Source organism: Myxococcus qinghaiensis (genome assembly GCF_024198215.1).
Lineage (GTDB): Bacteria > Myxococcota > Myxococcia > Myxococcales > Myxococcaceae > Myxococcus > Myxococcus qinghaiensis.
Genome location: NZ_JAKCFA010000020.1, coordinates 210,211 through 229,702 on the forward strand (window position 1 = coordinate 210,211; position 19,492 = coordinate 229,702).

16 protein-coding genes, 1 other RNA gene and 1 pseudogene are annotated in these 19,492 nt (G+C 66.7%); 4 read left to right on the forward strand and 14 right to left on the reverse strand.

Annotation, left to right across the window (positions count from 1 at the left end; all coding sequences use genetic code 11):
• Positions 1-48: 48 nt before the first annotated feature.
• The 4 genes from LZ199_RS32850 to LZ199_RS32865 all read right to left on the reverse strand — a co-directional run bounded on the left by LZ199_RS32850 (position 49) and on the right by LZ199_RS32865 (position 2,992).
• Positions 49-639: a hypothetical protein gene (locus tag LZ199_RS32850; protein ID WP_253997690.1), complete on the reverse strand. Its 591-nt coding sequence runs from the start codon at positions 637-639 to the stop codon at positions 49-51.
• 304 nt (positions 640-943) lie between these two features.
• Entirely contained in the window at positions 944-1,216 is a 273-nt protein-coding gene (locus LZ199_RS32855) for a vegetative protein (RefSeq protein ID WP_163867405.1), read from the reverse strand.
• Between the two features lie 145 nt (positions 1,217-1,361).
• Positions 1,362-2,618: a S1C family serine protease gene (locus LZ199_RS32860; protein WP_253997691.1), complete on the reverse strand. Its 1,257-nt coding sequence runs from the start codon at positions 2,616-2,618 to the stop codon at positions 1,362-1,364.
• Positions 2,619-2,701: 83 nt separating this feature from the next.
• The gene (locus tag LZ199_RS32865; protein ID WP_323390030.1) at positions 2,702-2,992 is read right to left on the reverse strand and encodes a hypothetical protein; all 291 of its coding nucleotides are present in this window, start codon (positions 2,990-2,992) and stop codon (positions 2,702-2,704) included.
• Positions 2,993-3,087: 95 nt separating this feature from the next.
• Here LZ199_RS32865 and LZ199_RS46515 point away from each other — a divergent pair, with 95 nt between their 5' ends.
• Positions 3,088-4,164, forward strand: coding sequence for a BRcat domain-containing protein (locus LZ199_RS46515; protein ID WP_267145168.1), 1,077 nt, complete (start codon positions 3,088-3,090; stop codon positions 4,162-4,164).
• A 62-nt stretch (positions 4,165-4,226) separates the two neighbouring features.
• Positions 4,227-4,736 carry a TlpA family protein disulfide reductase gene (locus LZ199_RS32880; protein WP_253997715.1) on the forward strand — a complete coding sequence of 170 codons (510 nt, stop codon included), beginning with the start codon at positions 4,227-4,229 and terminating at the stop codon, positions 4,734-4,736.
• Between the two features lie 103 nt (positions 4,737-4,839).
• Here the strand turns inward: LZ199_RS32880 and LZ199_RS32885 are convergent, their stop codons facing one another.
• The 3 genes from LZ199_RS32885 to LZ199_RS32895 all read right to left on the reverse strand — a co-directional run bounded on the left by LZ199_RS32885 (position 4,840) and on the right by LZ199_RS32895 (position 9,879).
• Entirely contained in the window at positions 4,840-6,831 is a 1,992-nt protein-coding gene (locus LZ199_RS32885; RefSeq protein WP_253997694.1) for an OmpA family protein, read from the reverse strand.
• Between the two features lie 76 nt (positions 6,832-6,907).
• Positions 6,908-8,518, reverse strand: a complete 1,611-nt coding sequence (locus LZ199_RS32890) for a M16 family metallopeptidase (RefSeq protein ID WP_253997695.1) — start codon at positions 8,516-8,518, stop codon at positions 6,908-6,910.
• A complete protein-coding gene (locus tag LZ199_RS32895) occupies positions 8,518-9,879 on the reverse strand; it encodes a M16 family metallopeptidase (RefSeq protein ID WP_253997696.1) in 1,362 nt (453 codons plus the stop codon). The genes LZ199_RS32890 and LZ199_RS32895 overlap by 1 nt, the downstream gene beginning before the upstream one ends.
• Positions 9,880-10,108: 229 nt before the next feature.
• Between LZ199_RS32895 and ssrA the strand changes: the two genes are divergently transcribed.
• Positions 10,109-10,474: a transfer-messenger RNA gene (gene ssrA, locus LZ199_RS32900) on the forward strand.
• Between the two features lie 43 nt (positions 10,475-10,517).
• Here the strand turns inward: ssrA and LZ199_RS32905 are convergent.
• The 7 genes from LZ199_RS32905 to LZ199_RS32935 all read right to left on the reverse strand — a co-directional run bounded on the left by LZ199_RS32905 (position 10,518) and on the right by LZ199_RS32935 (position 18,658).
• Positions 10,518-11,735, reverse strand: a complete 1,218-nt coding sequence (locus LZ199_RS32905) for a tyrosine-type recombinase/integrase (protein ID WP_253997697.1) — start codon at positions 11,733-11,735, stop codon at positions 10,518-10,520.
• A complete protein-coding gene (locus LZ199_RS32910) occupies positions 11,732-11,959 on the reverse strand; it encodes a helix-turn-helix domain-containing protein (RefSeq protein WP_253997698.1) in 228 nt (75 codons plus the stop codon). Before LZ199_RS32910 ends, LZ199_RS32905 begins: the two co-directional genes overlap by 4 nt.
• Positions 11,960-11,961: 2 nt before the next feature.
• A complete protein-coding gene (locus LZ199_RS32915; protein WP_253997699.1) occupies positions 11,962-12,543 on the reverse strand; it encodes a hypothetical protein in 582 nt (193 codons plus the stop codon).
• 34 nt (positions 12,544-12,577) lie between these two features.
• Positions 12,578-14,590: a DNA polymerase family A protein gene (locus LZ199_RS32920; protein WP_253997700.1), complete on the reverse strand. Its 2,013-nt coding sequence runs from the start codon at positions 14,588-14,590 to the stop codon at positions 12,578-12,580.
• Between the two features lie 78 nt (positions 14,591-14,668).
• On the reverse strand, positions 14,669-15,199 hold the full coding sequence (locus tag LZ199_RS32925) for a hypothetical protein (RefSeq protein WP_253997701.1): 531 nt from the start codon (positions 15,197-15,199) through the stop codon (positions 14,669-14,671).
• A 129-nt stretch (positions 15,200-15,328) separates the two neighbouring features.
• On the reverse strand, positions 15,329-17,011 hold the full coding sequence (locus LZ199_RS32930; RefSeq protein WP_253997702.1) for a hypothetical protein: 1,683 nt from the start codon (positions 17,009-17,011) through the stop codon (positions 15,329-15,331).
• Between the two features lie 3 nt (positions 17,012-17,014).
• Entirely contained in the window at positions 17,015-18,658 is a 1,644-nt protein-coding gene (locus LZ199_RS32935; protein ID WP_253997703.1) for a DEAD/DEAH box helicase family protein, read from the reverse strand.
• Between the two features lie 122 nt (positions 18,659-18,780).
• Here LZ199_RS32935 and LZ199_RS32940 point away from each other — a divergent pair.
• A pseudogene (locus LZ199_RS32940) lies at positions 18,781-19,492 on the forward strand (IS21-like element ISGau7 family transposase); the annotation flags it as partial.

Consider the following 19,492-nt stretch of genomic DNA (forward strand, 5'->3'; position numbering starts at 1 on the left):
GTGGGGCACGGCGAGAGAAGGGTGGGCCTGTTGCTGAGGCGCGGGACTCTACTGGAGCGTGGCCGGCATGGAAGCAGGACCGTAGGCCGCCGCCAGGTAGAGGAACGCCGGGTTGACGCGCAGGATGCCGTCCACGTAGGCGACCGCATACGGAGCCCCGGACGCCCGGTCCACCTGGACCGCGCTCTCCGGCTGGATGCCCCAGTGCGCCAGCAGCGTGCGGGCCACCAGCTCCGCCGCCTCACGCTCGGACAGTCCCTGCAGGCTCTCCCGCCGGTCTTCCGGCCAGCGCTCCGCGGCGCGGGCCTCCAGCACCAGCTCGATGCCCTTGCCCGCGTCAGGCGCCTGGAACAGGTCCATGCGCGAGTCGAAGCCGGGCGCGGCGAGCAGCTCACCGTGCTGGCTGATGGGGAAGAGCACCAGCGCCTGCGCCGCCTGCCCGGCCTCCAGGTCCGACTGACGGGCCACCTCGCGGAACATCTCGAGGCGCGTCGCGGGGGACTCGAACTCCAGGAACTCTGGCGGATGCGACAGCGCCTGACGGGCACTCATGGTCGCGCGCACGGGCGTGCCCGCACCGCCACAAGCGGTGAGCACGGAGACGAGCGAGAGGAGCAACCCAGGGAGCCAGCGACGCATACGCGCGGGAATATACCGATCTGCACCAGGATCAACCAGCTAAACTCGGAGGCATGCGTCCGGGGGTGCAACTCCCCGACGTTCCACGACGGACGCGCGAGAAGACTCCGGAGTGTGCGTGGTTGGCACCCCGACTCTCACCTGACTCGACGCTCTGGAATGGATGGTTGAAACGGGTGAGGCCAGACCCGGTGCGAGGCGGAGCAGTCGCTCACGGCCTTCCAGCAACCCGGTCTCGCGGTGGCGCGGGGCACCTCTCTGGAGAGAGAAGACCCCGGCGCCGCTGCGAGCACGACGCGGGGACTTACGCCGCGTCCTTCTTGTACGTCTCGCCGTGGTGCTTCTCGCACAGGCCGGCCTTGAACGTCTTGGTGCGGCAGCCGTCCTTGGAGCAGGTGCGGTAGCGCGAGTGGGGCAGGTCGCCCTGGCGCCACTGCTTGAAGTGGAAGAAGCAGTAGCTCTTGGCGCGGTAGGGGCGCTTGCAGCCCTCCACGGTGCAAGCCTTCTTGCCGCTGCCCTTGGCGGTGCGGGGCCAGTGGGTGAGCTTCTTCTGGGTCGTCGGGGTGGCCTCGGCCATTGTGGAACCTCTCCTGCGAAACGATGCGGGTACCTCGGCGCCACGAGCACGTGGACCATCCGCCGGGTACGAAAAAGGCGCACTGTCTAGCGCCCATGCCACCCGAACGCAAGGAGACGCCGGAAGACCGGTGTTCGCGCGGGTGTCAAGGCGTTGGAGCGCCGTCCTCGGAACCCGGGCCGGCGGGCTCTGCTTCCGGGGCCGTGGGCGGGAGCGTCTTCGCCCTGGGAACGGGCGACAGCAGGTCGTCCAGCACGGAGGACTGCCCCCGGGTGGGCCGCCGCCCCTGCCGTCGGGAGGCCAGGGTGGGGGCGGGAGCTTCCTCGCTCGGCATCTCCTCCAGCCGGACCTTGAGCCGCATCGGCTTGCCCAGCCGGTGGATGCGCAGCCGCACGTCATGGCCCACGCCCCGGGCCGCCACCTGCCAGCGCAGGGTGTGGGCCCGCCGCACGCGCCGCGTGTCGAGCCCGATGATGACGTCGCCGTGGTGCAGGCCCGCGCGCTCGCCCGGGCCTCCCTCCACCACCTCCGTCACCACCACGCCCTGGCCATGGCCCAGGTTGAAGGCCTCGGCGACCTCGGGCGAGTAGTCCTGCACGCTGATGCCCAGCCAGCCCCGGCGCACGCGCCCATGGGCCCGCAGCTGCGGAATCACCGTCTTCGCGATGTCGATGGGAATGGCGAAGCCGATGCCCTGGCCCGCCACGTTGACGGCGTTGGCCACCGCCACCACGTCGCCGTGCAAGTCGAGCACGGGGCCGCCGGAGTTGCCCGGGTTGATGGACGCGTCCATCTGCATGTAGTCGAAGTCACCGTCGCGGCCGTTGGGCGTCACGTCGGTGCGGCCCATGTAGCTGACCACGCCCACCGTCACCGAGTGCGACAGGCCGAACGGGTTGCCGATGACGACAATCCAGTCCGCCGAACGCACGTGCGACGCGGACGCCAGCCGCAGCACCGGCAGCCGGCGCGGGGCTTCGATTTTCAGCAGCGCGCAGTCGGTGCGCGCGTCCTCGCCCACCACGCGCGCGACGTACTCCTCCGCGTAGCCGCGAGGGTGCATCACCGAGACGACCACCTCCGACGCGCCCTCCACCACGTGGGCGCTGGTGAGGATGTAGCCATCGGCGTGGATGATGAAGCCGGAGCCGATGCCCTTCTGCGGCTCCTCGCCCGACACGGCGGCTTCATCCGTCAATTGCCGGGTGGTGATGGAGACGACCGACGGCATCGCCTTGCGAGCCACGTCGCTCAGCGTGGCCCGCTGGTTGTCCAGCGAACGGTTCTGGGCCTCGAGCCACAGACGACCGCGACCGCTGCCAGCGGCCTGCGCTGGGGTCGCCAGCGCGCACGCCAGCGCGGTCAGGATGACGACACTCTTGATGAAAGGAGCCCTGCCCATGCCCCGCCTCCGCCCCGACCGACCACCCACCCACGCAACCTAGGGAGGGGAGACCTGTCGCGGAAGCGGACCTGTCGGCCAGGCTACTTCTTCTGCGCGATGATGCGGTTGACCGCTGCCCGGTCCTCCGCGCTGATGCGCTCGCGCGGAGCGGCGGCGTCCGTCGTGCGGGAGACAGCGCCCTTCGCATCCTCGTACGCGTCCTCCAGCCCGTCCTTCACGCGGTCCATGGCGTCGGGCTTCACGGCGCGCTTCCAGGCCTTCTCCATGTGCTGCAAGGGCGTGCGGCCGTCCACCTCTCCCGACGACAGGAAGATGCCGAGCCCCACCGCGCAGACCGTCCAGACGATGAACTTCAAAGCTCCCATGCTCACAGCCTCCTACGTCTTCTTACATCGGACAGGGACGGGTGGCGAGTTTCCGACCGCGTGTATGTGATCCGCGCTGACAGGGGGACCCCGGGCACTTAATGTCCGCCGGCTTGCAGCCCGAAGAGCTCTTTCAGGCCGCCCGAGCCAGGGCGGCACAGATGGACGTGGGGCGTGGAGACGCGGTGGTGGAGCGCGTCCGGGCCGCCGCGTCGTCGTTGTTCAGCCGGATTCCCGAGCCGCCGGTGTACCGCCGCGCCGAGGACCCTTCACGCCAGGCGGCGCAGGCGCTGCTGCCGGAGATGGAGCGGGTGCTGGCGGAGGCGCTGGCGGCGGGAAGAGACCCATCGATGGCGCCCGCGCTGGAGAAGCTGGTGGCCGCGTTGCTCGCGCATGGCGAGGCGCTGTGCCACACCGCGAGCGGGCGGCTGGAGGCGGCCGAGACAGCCTGGCGACGCGCGCTGGAGCTGGAGCGGGCCGCGCATCCGACGCGCCACCTGGTGACGGCGCCGCCGCGTCCTCCACCGGTGTTCGACAAGCCGTCGGGAGGCTCGCGGTTCGACCCCCGGCCCGCGCCGCAGGCGAGCGTGAAGCTCGTGTGTCCCAACACGGGCTGCAAGCGGGTGGGTGACTACGCCTTCCTGACGAGCCACGCGTACAACCGCTTCGTCTGCCCGGTGTGCGGCACGCCGTTCCTGGCGTACTTCGGCGAGCTGCGAGGGCTGGAGGTGGAGGTCCGCCGCAGCTCGAAGCGCTACTTCTTCACGGTGGACGAGGTGGGCACCACCAACTCCTCGCGCATCGAGTTCGAGGAAGCAGGCGGACAGGAGTTCCCCGCCGCGCGCAGGGACCTGCTCGCGTTCCTCTACACGGAGGCGCGGGAGCTGAAGGTGGTGGTGAACCTCACCAACCAGCGGCTCATGTGGGTGAGCCCCGCGTCGTCGTGCTTCGTGGCGACGGTGGCGTTTGGCGAGGGAGCGCCGGAGCTGGTGGCCTTCCGCGCGTACCGGGACGACGTCCTGCGGAAGAGCCCGCTCGGGCGTGGGTTCATCCGGGGCTACTATCGCTGGGGTCCGGACGTGGCGCGGTGGGTGTCGCGGAGACCGGTGGCCCGAAGCGGAGTGCGCTGGGTGTTGCGTCAGGTGCATGACCGCCTGACCAGGAGTGGATACTCGTGACGCAGGAAGGAATCGGCGCGCCGCCGCCCGCGAAGCCGACAGGTGGCGGAACGAAGCTGTTCATGGCCCTGATTGCCGGCTTGGGGATGGCGGGCGTGGTGTACCTGGGCGTGCTGGAGGCCCGGCGCTCGCAGCTGGTTCCGGATGGCGCGGCCACTCCCTCGTTCGAGCTTCAGCGTCACGAGGGTGGGGTGCTGAAGCTGGAGGACCTCCGAGGCCAGGTGGTGATGCTGGACTTCTGGGCGACGTGGTGTCCGCCGTGTCGCGAGGAGATGCCCGCGCTGGTGAAGCTGGCGAAGGAGTACGAGTCCCAGGGGCTCGTCTTCCTGGCGGCCAGTCGGGATGACGGGGACATGGCGCCCAAGCTGGTGGACAACTTCATGCGGCGCAACCTGCCGGACCTGAAGCCCTACGTGGTGTACGCCGGCGACGACATGGCGCGGGCCTTCCAGGTCAGCGCGCTGCCGACGCTCTACTTCCTGGACCGCGAGGGCAAGGTGACGGACGCGCAGCGAGGCGCCCTGTCCGAGGATGCCCTGCGCCGTCGCATCGAGCGGGCCCTGAAGCAGTAGCGGTGCGTCGTCCCACTCATTGAGGCCCGACGGCGCGCACGAGAAAGGCGCCGATGTCCTCGTGGGACAGGGGCGCCTCGGTTCTCGTCGGTGAGTGGCCCGACTACTTGCCGGGCGTAGGAGGCGGAGTCGTGGCCGGCTTCGTGTCCGTGGCCGCAGGCTTCGCAGCGGGAGCTGGCGTCGATGCCGGCTTGGCGTCCGCAGCCGGAGGCTTCGCAGCGGGAGCCGGAGTGACGGGAGTCGTCGCCGGCTTGTTGTCCGTGGCCGGAGGCGTCGCCGTGCCCGTGGGCTTCCCAGCGGGAGGCTGCTGTCCCGCCGGGACGACGGTCTCCCGACCCTCGGTCTCCACTTCGGAGCGCACGAGCTTGAAGTCGACGCGGCGGTTCTTCGCGCGACCCAGCGCGGTGTCGTTGGTGGCGATGGGCCTGTCGAAGCCGAAGCCCGCGGAGGTCAGTCGCTTGCGGTCGATGCTCTTGGACACCAGGTACTCGAGCACCGAGCGCGCGCGCCTGTCGGACAGGCCCATGTTGAGCTGCCGTGAGCCCTTGTTGTCCGTGTGGCCTTCGATGAGCACCGGTCCCAGCGTCGGGTTCTTCCGGAGCACCGTCGCCACCTCGTCCAGCAGCGGATACGAGCGCTTCTGGATGACGGCGGAGCCCGTCTCGAAGAGCACGTTGCCCTTGATGCGGATGCGGTCCGACTCGACGAACACGTACGGCGGCGAGTCGAACGGGCAGCCGTTGTTCTCCGGCGGTCCGAACTGCTCGGGGCAGTCGTCCTCGTTGTCGGGCACCTCGTCGCCGTCGGTGTCCGGGCAGCCGTCGTAGTCCTTGGGGCCGGGCTTGTCCGGGCACTTGTCGAACTCGTCGGTGATGCCGTCGCCGTCGGTGTCCACCTCCGGGCAGCCCTTGCGCTCCTTGAGCCCCTTCACGTCGGGGCAGCTGTCCTCGCCGTCCACCACGCCGTCGCCGTCGTTGTCCGGGTCGGGGCAGCCGTCGCTGTCCTGGAAGCCGTCCTTGTCCTCGGCCTCGTTGGGGCAGCGGTCCCTGACGTCGGGCACGTTGTCGCCATCCGAGTCCTGGAAGCGCTCGTCGTAGCGCAGCCCGAACATGACGCGCAGGGCCTCGCGCCCGTAGCCGCTGGAGATGTTGAGGCCTCGGCCCACGTTCAGCTCCAGCCCCCAGTTGCCCCAGATTTTCGCGCGGGCGCCGACGAGCAGCTCCCACGGCGTCTTCAGCGAGTCGGACTGGTCGAAGTTGAAGGGGCGCACCAGCGGCGTGCCCAGGTGCATCTCCGCCGTGGCCTGCACATCCGTGAAGCGCCCCATGTTGGGCAGCTCGCCGATGACGCCGGCGCCGAGCGTCAGCTCGTCGTCCACCAGGAGGTTCAGGTACTGCGCATGCTTGCGCAGCTTCACGCCCGCGTTGCCCACCACGCGGATGGGGATGGGCAGCACCTCGAAGCGCTGCTCCACCGCGAGGCGCGGCGCGAAGACGAAGCCCCGCTCGCCCGTGAAGCTGTCAGCGGAACCCGTGGGCGCGCGGACCTCGGCGATGAGCGACAGGCCCACGGGGAACTTCTCGCGGTCCAGCAGGTGGACGCGCGGCACGAGTCGGAGATCCCCCAGCGTGGTGCGGCTCACCCCGGCGGCGCCCGGAAAGTTCGGGGCGTTCAGCGCTTCACCCAGGAGGTGGAAGTTGTCGCCCTGGATGAGCGTGAAGGGCAGGTCGATGCCCACCTCCAACCGCTCGTGGAGCTGGTAGGCGAAGAGCAAATGCGCGTCGAGCCTGTACGGCAGCAGGTCGCCCAGCTTCTCCTCGCCGTCCTTCAGGGCGAGGATGCGCCAGTTGAAGTCGAACAGCAGCGCGCCCCGGAAGCTGCCGACGGGCTCGTTGCCGCCGGTGCCCTCCAGCGCGATGCCGCTGTTCTGCGCGGGCGTGGGCTTGACGGGAACGGCGTCGAAGCCTCGGGAGAAGGGGTCGTGTTCCGCGTGGACCGTCGCTGAGGCCAACAGCAGGCTCATCAGGACGAGTCGGACGGCGGAGCCGCTCAGGGGCCGCCACCGTGGAGAGTGGCCGGAGCTGGTGCCTCGCATGATGGCAGCTCATACCATCCGGTCCCGAGGGGCGGAAACAAATGACCCACCCCTCGGGCCAAAATACAGCCCTGCGCTACTTCTCCATGAAGGACTGCGCGGGAATGACGGTGATGGCGTCCGGGCTCACGGGGAGCTTGTAGGGGACGATGACCTTGTCCAGGTCCAGCAGCTCCTGGGACTTGTCGGACGCGTAGGTGATGGGGGAGGGCTGGCCGGAGCGCAGGGCGTTGGCGAGGCCTTCCGCGTCCTGCGTGACGAAGGCGAAGTTGAGGCCCGTGGGGTGGAGGCGGCGGCGCAGCACCTCCTGCACGGACTGGGGCGTCATCTTCGTGAGCGCCTGGCGGTACTGCTCCAGGAAGTCAGGCGTGCCGTAGAAGAGCGAGTCGATGGCGTAGCCGAGCCGGCGTGGGTCCGTCTGCTCCCAGAGGCGCGAGTAGCCCTGGAGGAAGCCGCGCATCAAGTCGAAGCGCTCCTGGGGGATGGGCTCCTTGACGAGCTGGTCCAGGAAGTACACCGCGCCGCGCGTGGCGAACATCGCGTTGCCGGGCTCCACCGGGCGAATCCACAGGGTGAGGTCCTGCTGGGTGCGCGCGATGTTGGTGCGGTTGTACGTGGTGCCCGGGTCCTCGATGAAGTGCTCGGCGTAGGCGTAGTCGCCGTAGTTGAGGCCGCGCTTCTCGCGCAGCTCGTTGAAGAGCAGGCCGATGGACTGACGGTGCTCGCCCAGGTGCGTGAGCGCGAAGGCCAGCGGGAAGAAGTCCGCGTCGCCTCGGCGCACCGGGTTGACGTAGCCCATGCTGACGGCGGTGGAGAGCGTCTGCTTCTGGATGATGACGGCGCGGCCCGAAGTCGTGGGCAGCGTGGGCAGCGACACGCGAGGCGCGCCGGTGGCGGGCAGGGTGCCCAGGCGCGAGAGCAGCGACTGCTTGAGCGCATCGTCCACCGCGCCGGCCAGGCCGACCACGAGCCGGTCCTGCGTGAAGACGCGCTGGGCGTGGGCCTTCACGTCGTCCAGGGTGATGGACTTGAGGCCCTGCACGGTGCCGCCGGTGTAGTGCGCGTAGGGATGGCCGCTGTAGATGAGCGCGTCGAGGGCGACCTTGCCGAGCCCCTCGTCGTTGGCGCTGCGCAGGCCGTTCTCCACGTCGCTGACGGCGTTGGCGCGCAGGCGCTCCAGCTCGGACGTGTCAAGGCGGGGCGCGAGCAGCACGTCGGTGAAGAGGTCCAGGTAGCGCGGCAGGAAGTCCTTGTGGACGCGGCCGGCGAAGGTGGTGAACTCCTTGTCCGTGGCGACCTCCAGCTCGGCGGCCATGGGGAAGAGCGCCTCCAGCAGCTGTGCGGAGGTGAGCTTCTGCGTGCCGCCCTCGGCCATCAGCGAGGCGGTGAGCGCGGTGAGCCCTTCCTTGCCCTGGGGGTCATCGATGGAGCCCGTGTGGAAGACGAGCCGGAAGGTGACGATGGGCGTGTCCGGACGGGCGAGGACCACCAGCTCCAGCGGCTTGGGCTGCTTCAAGGGGACGGCGGGCACCTCCTTCGGCGCCGCGGTCGTCTTCTCGGCGGCGGCAGGCGTGGCTTGCGTCTCCGTCGTGGGAGGAGGCGTCGTCTCGGGCGCGGGCTTCTGCGTGGACGCGCAGCCGGAGAGGGACAGCAGGGCGGAGAGGGACAGCAGGGCCTTGGCGTTCATCACTTCGTCCCTCCGGCGGCGTCGACCTTGGGGGTGAGGCTGAGCTGGGTGAGGTTGGTGGCCTTGAGGTAGCGCTTGGTGAAGTCGGAGAGCTGCGCGGGCGTCACCTTGGCCAGGTTGGCGAGCTGTCGCTGGAGTCCATCCGGCGTGCCGAGGATGCCGGCGTACCAGCCCAACTGGATGCCGACCTCGCGCGGCGTCTGGAGGGCCATCAGGGCGCCATAGCGCGCGTTGTCCTGGATGGCCTTGACGCGGGCGGCGTCCACCTTGCCGGCGGCCAGGTTGCTGACCTCCTTGAGCAGGGCCAGCCGCACGCGCTCGCGGTCCTTCTCGTCCTTGAGGGTGGCGGTGAGGGTGAAGAGGTGCGGGTCGCGGTGCTCGGAGTAGTCGCTGCCGATGGCCTCGACGAGCTGCTTCTCCAGGACGAGCTGCTTGTAGGCGGGGCTGGTGGGGCCGACGAGGTAGGCCACGAGCACCGTCTGCAGGGCGGAGTCAGCGGTGTTGGCGGACGCGGCGGGCGTGTGCCACGCGAGCACCTGGCGCGGCTGGGTGGGCTGGGGCCAGTCGACGTGGGCGGTGCGCGGCTGCGTCTGCGGAGGCTCGGTGGGGACGGTGATGGTGGACGTCTTGCGGTTCCACGGACCGTAGTGCTCGCGCACCAGCTTCATCACCTGCGCGTCATCGAAGTCGCCGACGATGAAGAGCATGGCGTTGTCGGGGGTGTACCAGCGCTCGAAGAAGTCGCGGCTGTACTGGTAGGCCTCCGGCATGGCCTTGATGTCGTCGTAGAAGCCGAGCGTGGTGTGGCGGTACGTGTGCTTCGTGAAGGCCGCGGCGTTGAGCGTCTCCTCCATCTTGAGGTACGGGGCCGCGGCGTTCTTGTGGTACTCGCCGAGCACCGCGAGCGCCTCGGTGCGGAAGGACGGCTCGGAGTACTCGAGGTTGCGGAAGCGGTCCGCCTCGATGTCGATGAGCTGGGGCAGGCCCGCCGTGGGCCCGTACGAGTAGTAGAGGGTGATGTCGTCGGTGGTGAAGGCGTTGTCGTCGAAGCCGAACGTGCCGAGGATGCGCTCGCGCTCGCCTTCGGGGTGACGCTTCGTCCCCTTGAACATCATGTGCTCGAAGAAGTGGGCGAAGCCCGTCTTGCCAGCCTCCACTTCGTTGCGCGAGCCGACGCGCACCACGGTGACGTACGCGATGATTCCCTGGGACGGGTAGGGCACCCGCACGACGGTGAGGCCGTTGGGGAGCTTGTCCGTCTGGAGCGTGTAGGGGAAGGACTGGGTGGCGGCGCTCTTCTGCGCCAGCGCGGGGAGCGCGGTGCCCAGGGCGAGCAGGAGGAGGGGAAGCAGTCGTCTCATTCGGTGTCCTCGTGGCCGCTGGGGAGCGCGAGGGCTGTCCGAGCGGGGAGGCGACCCTACGACGGTGAAGCTGGAGGGGAAGCGACTTCCAGACCGAGTGTCCGCCTTCGTGCGAGAAGGTGCGGTGGTGGACGCTCAGGAGGATTGACGCGCGGCCGTCAGCGGTTAATGTGAGGAAGACGCGGTCGAAGCGGTGGCCGCAAGGCAGCAAGCAGTCAGTCAACACCCCGGGGGCGACCCGGTTTCGACGGGGGCATAGAAGTTCGAGACGCGTGCCGAGCTTGTCAGGTAGCTCGTAAATCCAACCCGGCAAAGACACAAAAGCCAACGACAACGTTGAGCTCGCGCTGGCTGCCTAAAAACAGCTGTTAGTGCGCGGTCCCCCAGCTCTCGGCCCGTGGGGTTGGGATCGACCGTCATAATGCGGGCTGGCTGCCAAGGGTGCCTGGGCCCGAGGTGGCGAGACCTTTCCAGGACCGGCTTCAGGAATCCCGTCCGTGGGAGTCTTGAGGACGTAGCAAATCGCGGACTACGCACGTAGGGTCGAAGGACCGAAGGCTTTCGGACGAGGGTTCGATTCCCTCCGCCTCCACTGGAAATGGCTCGTAATCCTCAGGGGTTACGGGCCTTTTTCTTTGTCACCCCACGGCCATTGCCCCTGTATTGCCCCACGCCAGCAACGGCGTGTCGAGGAGTTGGACCGCGTCCCGCTTCACCTCCGGACTGAGGTGGGCATAGCGGTTCGTCATTTCGATGGTCGCGTGCCCCATCAGCTCCTGGATGACCTTCAGTGGCACGCCTCTCATGGCGAGGTGACTGCCGTAGGTGTGGCGCAGGTCGTGCCAACCGATGAGGCCCACCTCCCGGACGATGCTCGCCGCCTTCAACGCGCGGGTGAGCGGATGCTTCAGCATGCCGTCCGTGAAGGGCATGCCGTCCTCCTGGCAGAAGACGTAGGCGCCTCGCAGGTGCCGGTGTCCCTTGAGTGCTTCGACGGCTGAAGCGGGGAGGTCCACCATTCGCTCACGTCCACCCTTTGGAAGCCCCTCCACTCCACGCCAGATGGTCCTCTGGACATGAACCTTGCCCCGTTGCAGGTCCAGGTCATTCCACTGAAGCCCGAGGAGTTCGCCCTGCCGTAGCCCCGTCTTGATGGCCACGAGCAGCATGGGACGCCACTCGGGTTCAGACGCGGCGATGAGGCGCTCGGCTTCCTCGTAGGAGAGGAAGTCGAACTTCGGCTTGGGAACCTTCCCAAAGAGCTTCACGCGCGGCGCCTGTTGGATGACCTGCTGCTCTTGCGCGACAGCCAGGAGCTTGCCCAACACCGCGAGCACGTTGTTGATGGTCTTCAAACTCAGAGGCTTGGGCACCGCACCCTTGCGCTTTCGGATCGCTGCCGGGGTTGGGGCCTTCTTCCTTCCTCGCGCGGCGGATTTCTTCTTCCGCATCAGGGCCTTGAAGTCTTCGATGACTGCCGGGCCGATGGAATCCAGAGGCATCTCCCCGAAGAACGGGAGGATGTGGTGTTTGAGAATCCGTTGTTTGGCGTCGACGCTGGAGGGCTTGTTGTTGTTGTCCGAGTACGTGAGGTATCGCGACGTGAAATCCATCACGGTCGGCACCTTCTTTGTTTCCTCAGTTGCTACGGACTCCTTCTCCTTCCCGAAAGTGCCCATCAGGAGGGCTGCGCGGACGTCGCGTTCATACTGCTCGGCACCACGACGGGTATTGAGCGGGCTGTCCTTGCGGACGCGCTCAACCTTCCCGCCAGCGTGCTTGAACTTGATGTCCACGAACCACAACTGTTGAGGCTTTCCGTTCTTGTCGTTGTACTTCCTGAGTCTCACGCTCATGTCGGCTTCTCCTTGAGCGCAGGACCGCCTTGACCCATGGGCGAGCCTACCAGCGCGTCGCGGCGGATGCGGAGGGCTTTCCCGATGCGGGAGACTCCCGGCACTTGCCCGAGCCGGATGGCCTCGTAGAGCGTCTTCCGGTTCACGCGCAGCAAAGCGGCGGCCTCGTCCACGGTGAGGAAGGCGGGGAGCATTTCCGGGCTGTTAGAGATGGGCTCGGACATGACTACCTCGGGAAGACGCGGCGGGGCGCGAGGCGACCGAGGGCGTGAAGCCCGATGCCGATGGCGTCCCAGACGTTGTGGTGGAGGGAGGCTGCGGAGGGCAGCTCGACGCGCAGATGCTCGACGGCGTCGAGACGCTGTTTGATGCGCTCGATGAACGCATCTGCGTCGACGGTTCCCTTCCAGTCGCGCGGGTAAACACCACGACGACCGATGACGCCCGGCAGGCAGCCACCGAGCATGCCGACGACACCCGCTAGCTGGATAAGGTCGTTCTGGTCCCCCTTCTGCTGTGCGGCGGCGTAGACGCGGGGCAACTCGATGATGAGACGGTAGGGGGCATCGCCCAGATATGGCCGGAGCCACTCACGGACAGAGAAGGCCATGAAGTCCCACGAGACCAACGACAGCTCTCCACCCGGGGGCCTAGGGTTTCTCGGGAGGCCAGCTGCCTGGAGCGTCGCGCGCTCGCCACTCAACAGGTCGAACACTGCGACGCCGCAGTGTCGAAGGCCGGGGTCAATGGAAACGAGCTTCGCTGCACGATGCTCGGAGAGATTTCCGGAAGAAGGTTCGGTGGTCACTCCTTCTTCAATGGGGACACTTTCCGCGACTGGTTCACGCGGCCTTCTTCGCGTCCGGCTCCCACACCAGTAGACGCCCCTTGTCGTCCCTCACCGTGGCCGCGTCCTTCGAGAGCACGCGTGAGAGGGCGGGCTCGGCTTCGATGGCGCCCGCGAGATCCGGCGTCACCTCACGCATGGCCTGTCGCATGAGTTCCGCCATGCGCTCGGCGGCATCGTGAAGGCGGTTGGGACAGTCTGCGCGCAGCTCCGCCACCAGCTCGTCATGCACCATGAGGACGAGGCGCGAGCCCCAAAGAGGAGAGCGACGGTCCGCGTACATCTCCCGGGACACGCGCCAGGTCGCCAGCTTGGCGCCCACGGCACCGAGGCCCTGGAAGGGCGTGTTGAGCCACTGCGTGTAGCTGCACCCTCCCCGGAGGATGTCGGCGCCTGGAATCATGACGTCCACGAACTGGCCGTTGCGCGTGAGAGCGCTGGCGCGGCCGAAGAGGACGCGTTGCTCGGGCCACGCGTCGAGCCACCTGTCGCCGTAGCAGCGCGACACGTCGACGCACGCGGCACAGACCATCTTCACCTTTCCCTGGACGCGCACGGGGACGCGCTCCACGCCACATGTGTCCGTCACCTTCGCCAGCAGGCAGAACCGGACGCCGTCCTTGGCGCGTGCGTGGTACGCCATGCCGCCAGCCCCAAGGCCCCCGCCCTTGCCGAAGTTGAAGATTTTGGCGAGGGAGCGGAAAGACGTGGCCGTGGGCTCCTTGGCCTTCACGCGCGGCAGGAGGGCGTCGTAGCTCTCCCCCAGGAAGGTGGCCGCCGCCGAGGTGTGGACGTCCTCCCTGGCCAACAGCGCGTCTGCCATGCGCGAGTAGCCCACGTCCCAGATGGCACGCTGGGCCATGGTGCGCAGCTCCAAGCCGCCGTAGTCCACGGAGCAGAAGACGAAGCCAGGGCGGGCCTCGTGGCACTCGCGCACGCCCCCGCGCTGAGGAAGCTGCTGGTAGTCGCTGGAGACGCGCGTCGTGGACACCAGCACGTTGAAACGCGGGTTGAGGGGCGTAGAGGTGCCGGCCTCCAGCTTGCCCAGGTAGGTGGAGCGGTACTTGTCCACCTTGCCGGCCTTGCCCAGCTCCTCCAGCACCGTGTCGCCCGAGTCCAGAAGCGTGTCGCGGTCCGTGGCGACCTGTCCCTCGGGGAAGCGGGGGGAGGGCGGTGTGACGGGCGGCGCGCCGTTGTAGGAGCCGGTGACGAGCTGCGCGAGGCGCTTGGAGTCCTTGGTGCCGTTGGCGCGGAAGATGCCGACGGCCTGGAAGTGGGCGCGGTTGGCCCTCCACTCTTGCTCGACGCGGTGGCGCAGCTGCTCGACGCGTCCGGCATGGGTGCGAAGTCCCCAGATGGAGGCGAAGTGGAGAGCAAGGGCGGCGCGGACCTGGTCCCCTTCGGCGTGGAGGTTGCCGCCGTTGGGGATGCCGGACGCGGCGCGCTCTTGGGACAGGTGGACGTCCAGCGTGAAGCGCGCGTCGCGTAGCGGGTACTTCACGGCGCCCTCGGGCCACTGCTCCAGCGGCACACCGTCCAGCTCTCCGTAGCGCAGGCGCCATGCGTCGGGGGCGTGCTTGTCGGCGCTGATGTCGAGGCCGAGGTGGCGCCGCACCAGGAGGGCCAGGGGATAGCGGGCGCCTTCGTCGTCCCCCAGCGGGCGGCCCGTCTCCGGGTCCACGCCGTGGAGTCCCCGGGCGATGTCCAGAAGGGCCTCGCGGATGGCCACGTCATGGAAGCGGCCTGCCTCGGCGGCGGCGAAGACGGCGTCCACAAGTCGCGGGTCATCCGCGCACATGACGCCCAAGTCGTACGGGAGATTGGCGCCCGTCAGTTCGACGTCCGGCGAGCGGATGGCCTCTCGGAACCAGACGCGGGCCTGGGCGGCGGAAAGGAGCTGCTCGCTTCCATCTGCGGCCAGGGCGATGGAGGCGCAGACGAGCGGCGGCGCGAGGAGGCCGGGTTGAATCGGGTACGTCTCGGTGTCGAAGCTGAAGAGGACAGGCACAACACCGAAAGGCCCGTGACGTGGGCCAGCCGTGGCGCCCTGGGGAGAGCGCCAAGAAGTCCAGAGGTGGAGGGAGCGTCAGCCCAGGGCGTCAGCGAGCGGCGGGAGCTTCGCGGCGGCGCGCTTGGACTCGATGGCGGCCAGCTCCGCGTCCGTGGGACTCACGTTGCTCCAGCGGTAGCCCTCAATGACCTTGCCGGGCCTGCCGTCCTTCTCCGGGAGCGTCTTGGGGAACACGTCGCAGTCCACCAGCAGGAAGGCTCCGGCCTGCTTCGCTTCGGTGAACTTGGCGATGAAGTCCGGAGAGACTTCGTGCTCCTCGGCACCGGCCAGGGCCATGAGGAACGCCTTGAAGCGCCCGCCGCCGTTCTTCTTCGCGTCGGAGAGGTTCTCCACGTAGCTGGTGATGAGGCCGGGCCGCGTGGGCTCGGTGCTGGGCTGGGTTCGTTCTGACCTCACCACTTTCACTTCAGCGATGGCGGACAGGCCCTTGAAGCCGTCCTTCGTGCGGATGGACTGCACCTCCAGGCGGTAGCGGCCAGCCTTGAGGTACTGCGCGCCGAGGGCAGCCTGAGAGGTGGCGATTCGTGCAAGTGCGGCGTTGCTCATGTCCCGTGTTCCCAGTCAGGTGGCGGGACGTCAAAAGGACGTCCTCACCTTCCTTTATGGGGACGCTTTCCGGGAGTGGCTCTGGAAACGTGCTAGTGGGACGGTATCGCATGGAGCAATGGTCTGTGGTTAGTCATGGGTGACCAGTTTGAGCATGTTAAATCCCGGGAAGAGCTCTTCCGAGGCGGGCTGAAGATGAGCCAGAGAAGGGGGAGACATTCTCGGCTCTTCCGAGGCGATGAAAGTATTGAGCATGATGCCGTGTTGACCCGAGTCCCATTTCTTTTGAATTAGCTGCGCGAGCTGGGCCGGCCCTAGTCCTTCCATGAGGGCCTCAAGGTCTTGAAGGCTAATGGCTTCAGTTGCCCCAAGGCCGAGCGCCTTGTCTATGCCGGAACGGACTGCGAAGTCATTGAATGCTGCGCCATCCGGACAGAAAAGTTCATCGAAACAGGTAACTGATATGAATTTCTTGGCCCTGGAGAGCCTTGGGGTTTTTGTCCATATGTCGCTATTGATGGTGTGTGCGCATTGGCGATAGGCGGAGTGGATTCGCGACCACACCTCGACCAGATCTTCGGGAGTGATCACGGATTTGGCGGACGTGCTCCCTAGTGATGTTTTTGATTCAATGATTATGGCGGTGTCTCCTGTCATGACGATGAAGTCGGCGTGCTTCCTCTTGTCGTCATTTGCCTTGTATAATTCATCTAGGCTTGTGACGTTGTCTTTGCCGCAGGTCGCCGAGAGAAAGCTGTGAATATAGCTGGAGAGGCATTCACCCAAGTCTGCGCGAACGTTTTGCCCTGACTCGGGTGCGAGATTGCTAATGGCATCGATGCAGGACGATTGAATTCTCCAGAGCAGGTGCGCTGGGGACGGGCAGAGAAATCCAGATTTCGATTTGTCCCAGCCCGTGAAGGATGAGTCGAGTTGGATCAGTGGAAGTGCGACGAGCGGATGGGGAACATATTTCCGGTATGGTTCCGGGTAGTCTGAAATCACCTCGCTCTGCCAAGTCGAGAAATCCTGGCAGTTTCGTGAAATTTTGGTTGCGACAAGCATTAGGGCGTCGGTGTCGAGGTTTAGGTTTTTTGCTAATTCTGAGTCAAGGGTGAGTGACTTTTCGAGGATTGTCCCGGGAACAGTGTTGTCGCCTGCTGCAAGAAAAACCATTCCCGCTCGCAGGTGATCTCTGAGTTCGATATTTAGAACGCGTCGAAGTCTTTCGAAGAGTTGGCCGTTGTATTTATTGTCGAGGAGTTTGGCTATGGACCATGTGCGAAATATGCCCTTTGTATCAACAGAACGAAAATCCCATTGGGAGCGAAGTGTTCTAATGAAGGAGAGTCGTGCTGCGTGTCCGCGCACTACGTCTGGAGGAGGGATGTGGTTCTTGAAATCTTCGTGGTTCTGAAGGGCCTTGGTGAATCGTGGTATCTCTGTGTGGGTGAAGAATGCAGGGTCGGTGATGCTTTCGGTTACGCCGAGGAATTCTCTAGCGAAATTTATGAGCTCTGGTTCGCTTGCCCTGCCGCCCTCAATGGTTGTGCACCGGCCGGCCGCAATCGATGCGACTCTGCTTAGGTATGCGCGACAAATGTCGTAATCATCCTCGCGACCAGAGGGAGGAGTCGGATGCTTCCATATGTGCCAAAGCGCTTTCGATGCGCCAAGGAGAGTTGATGTCTTGTCCTTCTGTGCAATGGAATCGGAAAGCGCTGTGTAGGTGAGATTCTTGCTTGAGGCGGATTGACCTACAACGACTCCTAGGATGTCCTGAGTCCGCTTGTCTCCATCTTTATCGGTCATAGTTCAAGGGAGTCTACGGAGTTTGGATCGGGTGCACAGGTGGGGCCTGATTGACCCGGTCGGGACGAGAGATGGGGATACCGTCGTCAGCGCCGCTTCTATGATTCCGAGCCGAAGCTTTTGTGGTTGCCCTTCAGTTTGATGGATGAAGCGAGCCCTTTCGTGGGCGCTTGTCATGGACTTGAGGAGATCTTGAGTGTGAAGGCACACGTCCACCTCGACGCATGCGGCTTGCTGTCCGGGGCGGTGCGTCCTCGCGAGTAGCTGCTCCCATGTGGCACCGTCCGAGGGAGGCGTTACCACGAGGTTTCGGGAAAACTGCTGAAGGTTCTTCCCCGTCGCGTGCGCCTTGATGCTCGCCACGACTGAGCGCGTCCCTGTGTCCCGGATGATGGCCTCGGACGCGGCCTTGCCTCCACCGTAGAACGGCACACCCGCCGCCTTAGAGATGCGCTCCCCCAGCTCTGGGTACTCGACCCAGACGATTCCCACCCGCGAGCGGGCCCACTCCGCCGCGTCCTTCACGAGAAAGTCCGACACCCAAACGGCCTGGGGCTCGGGTTGCACGGAGGCATGAATCTCCGCCCACTCCGCCCACGTTCCCGCATGCCAGACGGGCTTGTCGCCCTCATAGGGCGGCGTCATATGTGCGCGGATGGCTGCCTTGGTGAGCAGTCCCGGCGAGTCTAGGTGCTCGCGACGCTCGCCCTTGAGTTCCTCCCAGACTTCCTTGTTCCACGCCTTGCGTCGCGCGAACCACTTCTCAATCAGCTCCGGCGGCTCGCCTTTCGGGTAGCGCCAGCGATGGAAGAAGCCGGCGGACAGCTGACGCGCGCATGCCACGGACTGGAGCTGCTCTTGGAACTGCTCCCCGTCCGGACGCTCGCCCGCGTGCGCCAGCTCGATGAAGGCGAGGAGCTGCGCGGGTACGGGCCCCGGGTAGCGCGGGCGGATGATGAGCGGCTTGTCCAGGGCGCTCTCTTCCGTGGCCACCACGCCGCGCGTCGAGTTGCGGCGGCGCTGGAAGCCCTCGCGCACGTGCTCCCCCGGCTCGCACAGCCGCTCCAGCGCGCCAGGAGGGGCCACCACCTTGCCCGGGTCCAGGGCCGTCCCCCACTCCTCGACGACGTGGTGCGTGAGTGGCAAGGGGGAGCCCTCACCGAGCGCCAGGCGCGACAGGTGCGCGTAGTCCTTGATGCTCTTGGACGCGAAGGTGCCGGACATCGCCACGAGGCGCGTCCCTGGGTGCTCCTCGAAGTAGCGGAGGAATCGGCCCGTGCGCGTGGACTTCGGGTCCTTGAGGTTGTGCGCCTCGTTAAGAATGACGAGGTCCGGGCAGATGCGCTCCAGGAGGTTCGTCGCTTCCTGACTGGAGAGCTTGTTGTACGAAACGACGTGGAGCACCGGCAGACCCACGCGGAACCAACGGCCGCCCGCGAGGTTGGGAAGCCGCCAGTGCGCGCCGTAGTAGCTCCATTCGACCTGGAACTGGGGCAGCAGGTTGGCGGGGATGAAGAGGACGGCCACACGGCATCCCGGCATCACCATGGGCATGAGGAAGGTTGTCAGCTCCTTGCCGTGGCCCGTGCCGATGGGCGCGAGGAGTCCTCCGACGCGCGGTGCTTCCAGCAGTGCTTGCGCCTGCACTCGTCGCAGTCGCGTAGCCTCAGTGGTCACCGAAAACCGGCCAATGGAGGTCCCCTGAAAAGCGGCCAATGGGGAGGGCCGAGACGTTGACGCCCGGGTAGGACGTGGAGTCCGCCCGGGGGATGGGCAACGTCTTGAGCGACGAGAAGCAGCAGCAGGTCATCGCCCTGGGGCGGTTGGGTTGGAGTCTGAGGCGCATCGAGGACGCGACGGGGGTGCGTCGTGAGACGGCCAGCGGCTACCTGAGGGCCGCGGGCGTGGGAATCCGGCCACCGCGCCGATGGGGCAAGTCAAAACCGGCCAATGAGGGGACCTCCGAGGCGAGCGAGCCGGAGGCCGAGGGTGCCGGAGCAAAACCGGCCAATGAGGGGACCACCGACTCCATGCCGCGCGGCCGGGCCGGAGTCCGGCACATGTCGGCGAGCATCGTCGCGCCCTACGTCGAGTTGGTGCGGCAGCGGCTGGAGGTGGGCCGCAACGGGCGCGCCATCTACGAGGAGCTCGTCGACACGCAGGGCTACACGGGCAGCTACATCAGCGTGCGCCGCTTCGTGCGTGCGTTGAGGGACAGCCAGGGCCCTGAAGCCAAGGCAGTCATCCACACGGCGCCGGGAGAGGAAGCCCAGGTGGACTATGGCGAGGGGCCCATGGTGCGCCACCCGGAGACGGGGAAGTACCGGCGCACGCGCATGTTTGTCATGACGTTGGGCTACAGCCGCAAGTCGGTGCGACTGTTGTGCTGGAAGTCCTCGAGTCGCGCGTGGGCGCAGTTGCACGAGGAGTCCTTCCGCCGGCTGGGCGGCGTGGCGCGCACGGTGGTGTTGGACAACCTGC

Excerpts from the sequence above, each read along its gene's own strand:
- LZ199_RS32895 (WP_253997696.1), bottom strand. The coding sequence starts at position 9,879 with ATGAGACGACTGCTTCCCCTCCTCCTGCTCGCCCTGGGCACCGCGCTC.
- LZ199_RS32850 (WP_253997690.1), bottom strand. The coding sequence starts at position 639 with ATGCGTCGCTGGCTCCCTGGGTTGCTCCTCTCGCTCGTCTCCGTGCTC.
- LZ199_RS32880 (WP_253997715.1), top strand. The coding sequence starts at position 4,227 with ATGGCCCTGATTGCCGGCTTGGGGATGGCGGGCGTGGTGTACCTGGGC.
- LZ199_RS32855 (WP_163867405.1), bottom strand. The coding sequence starts at position 1,216 with ATGGCCGAGGCCACCCCGACGACCCAGAAGAAGCTCACCCACTGGCCC.
- LZ199_RS32910 (WP_253997698.1), bottom strand. The coding sequence starts at position 11,959 with ATGTCCGAGCCCATCTCTAACAGCCCGGAAATGCTCCCCGCCTTCCTC.
- LZ199_RS32930 (WP_253997702.1), bottom strand. The coding sequence starts at position 17,011 with ATGACCGATAAAGATGGAGACAAGCGGACTCAGGACATCCTAGGAGTC.
- LZ199_RS32890 (WP_253997695.1), bottom strand. The coding sequence starts at position 8,518 with ATGAACGCCAAGGCCCTGCTGTCCCTCTCCGCCCTGCTGTCCCTCTCC.
- LZ199_RS46515 (WP_267145168.1), top strand. The coding sequence starts at position 3,088 with ATGTCCGCCGGCTTGCAGCCCGAAGAGCTCTTTCAGGCCGCCCGAGCC.
- LZ199_RS32905 (WP_253997697.1), bottom strand. The coding sequence starts at position 11,735 with ATGAGCGTGAGACTCAGGAAGTACAACGACAAGAACGGAAAGCCTCAA.
- LZ199_RS32885 (WP_253997694.1), bottom strand. The coding sequence starts at position 6,831 with ATGCGAGGCACCAGCTCCGGCCACTCTCCACGGTGGCGGCCCCTGAGC.
- LZ199_RS32860 (WP_253997691.1), bottom strand. The coding sequence starts at position 2,618 with ATGGGCAGGGCTCCTTTCATCAAGAGTGTCGTCATCCTGACCGCGCTG.
- LZ199_RS32925 (WP_253997701.1), bottom strand. The coding sequence starts at position 15,199 with ATGAGCAACGCCGCACTTGCACGAATCGCCACCTCTCAGGCTGCCCTC.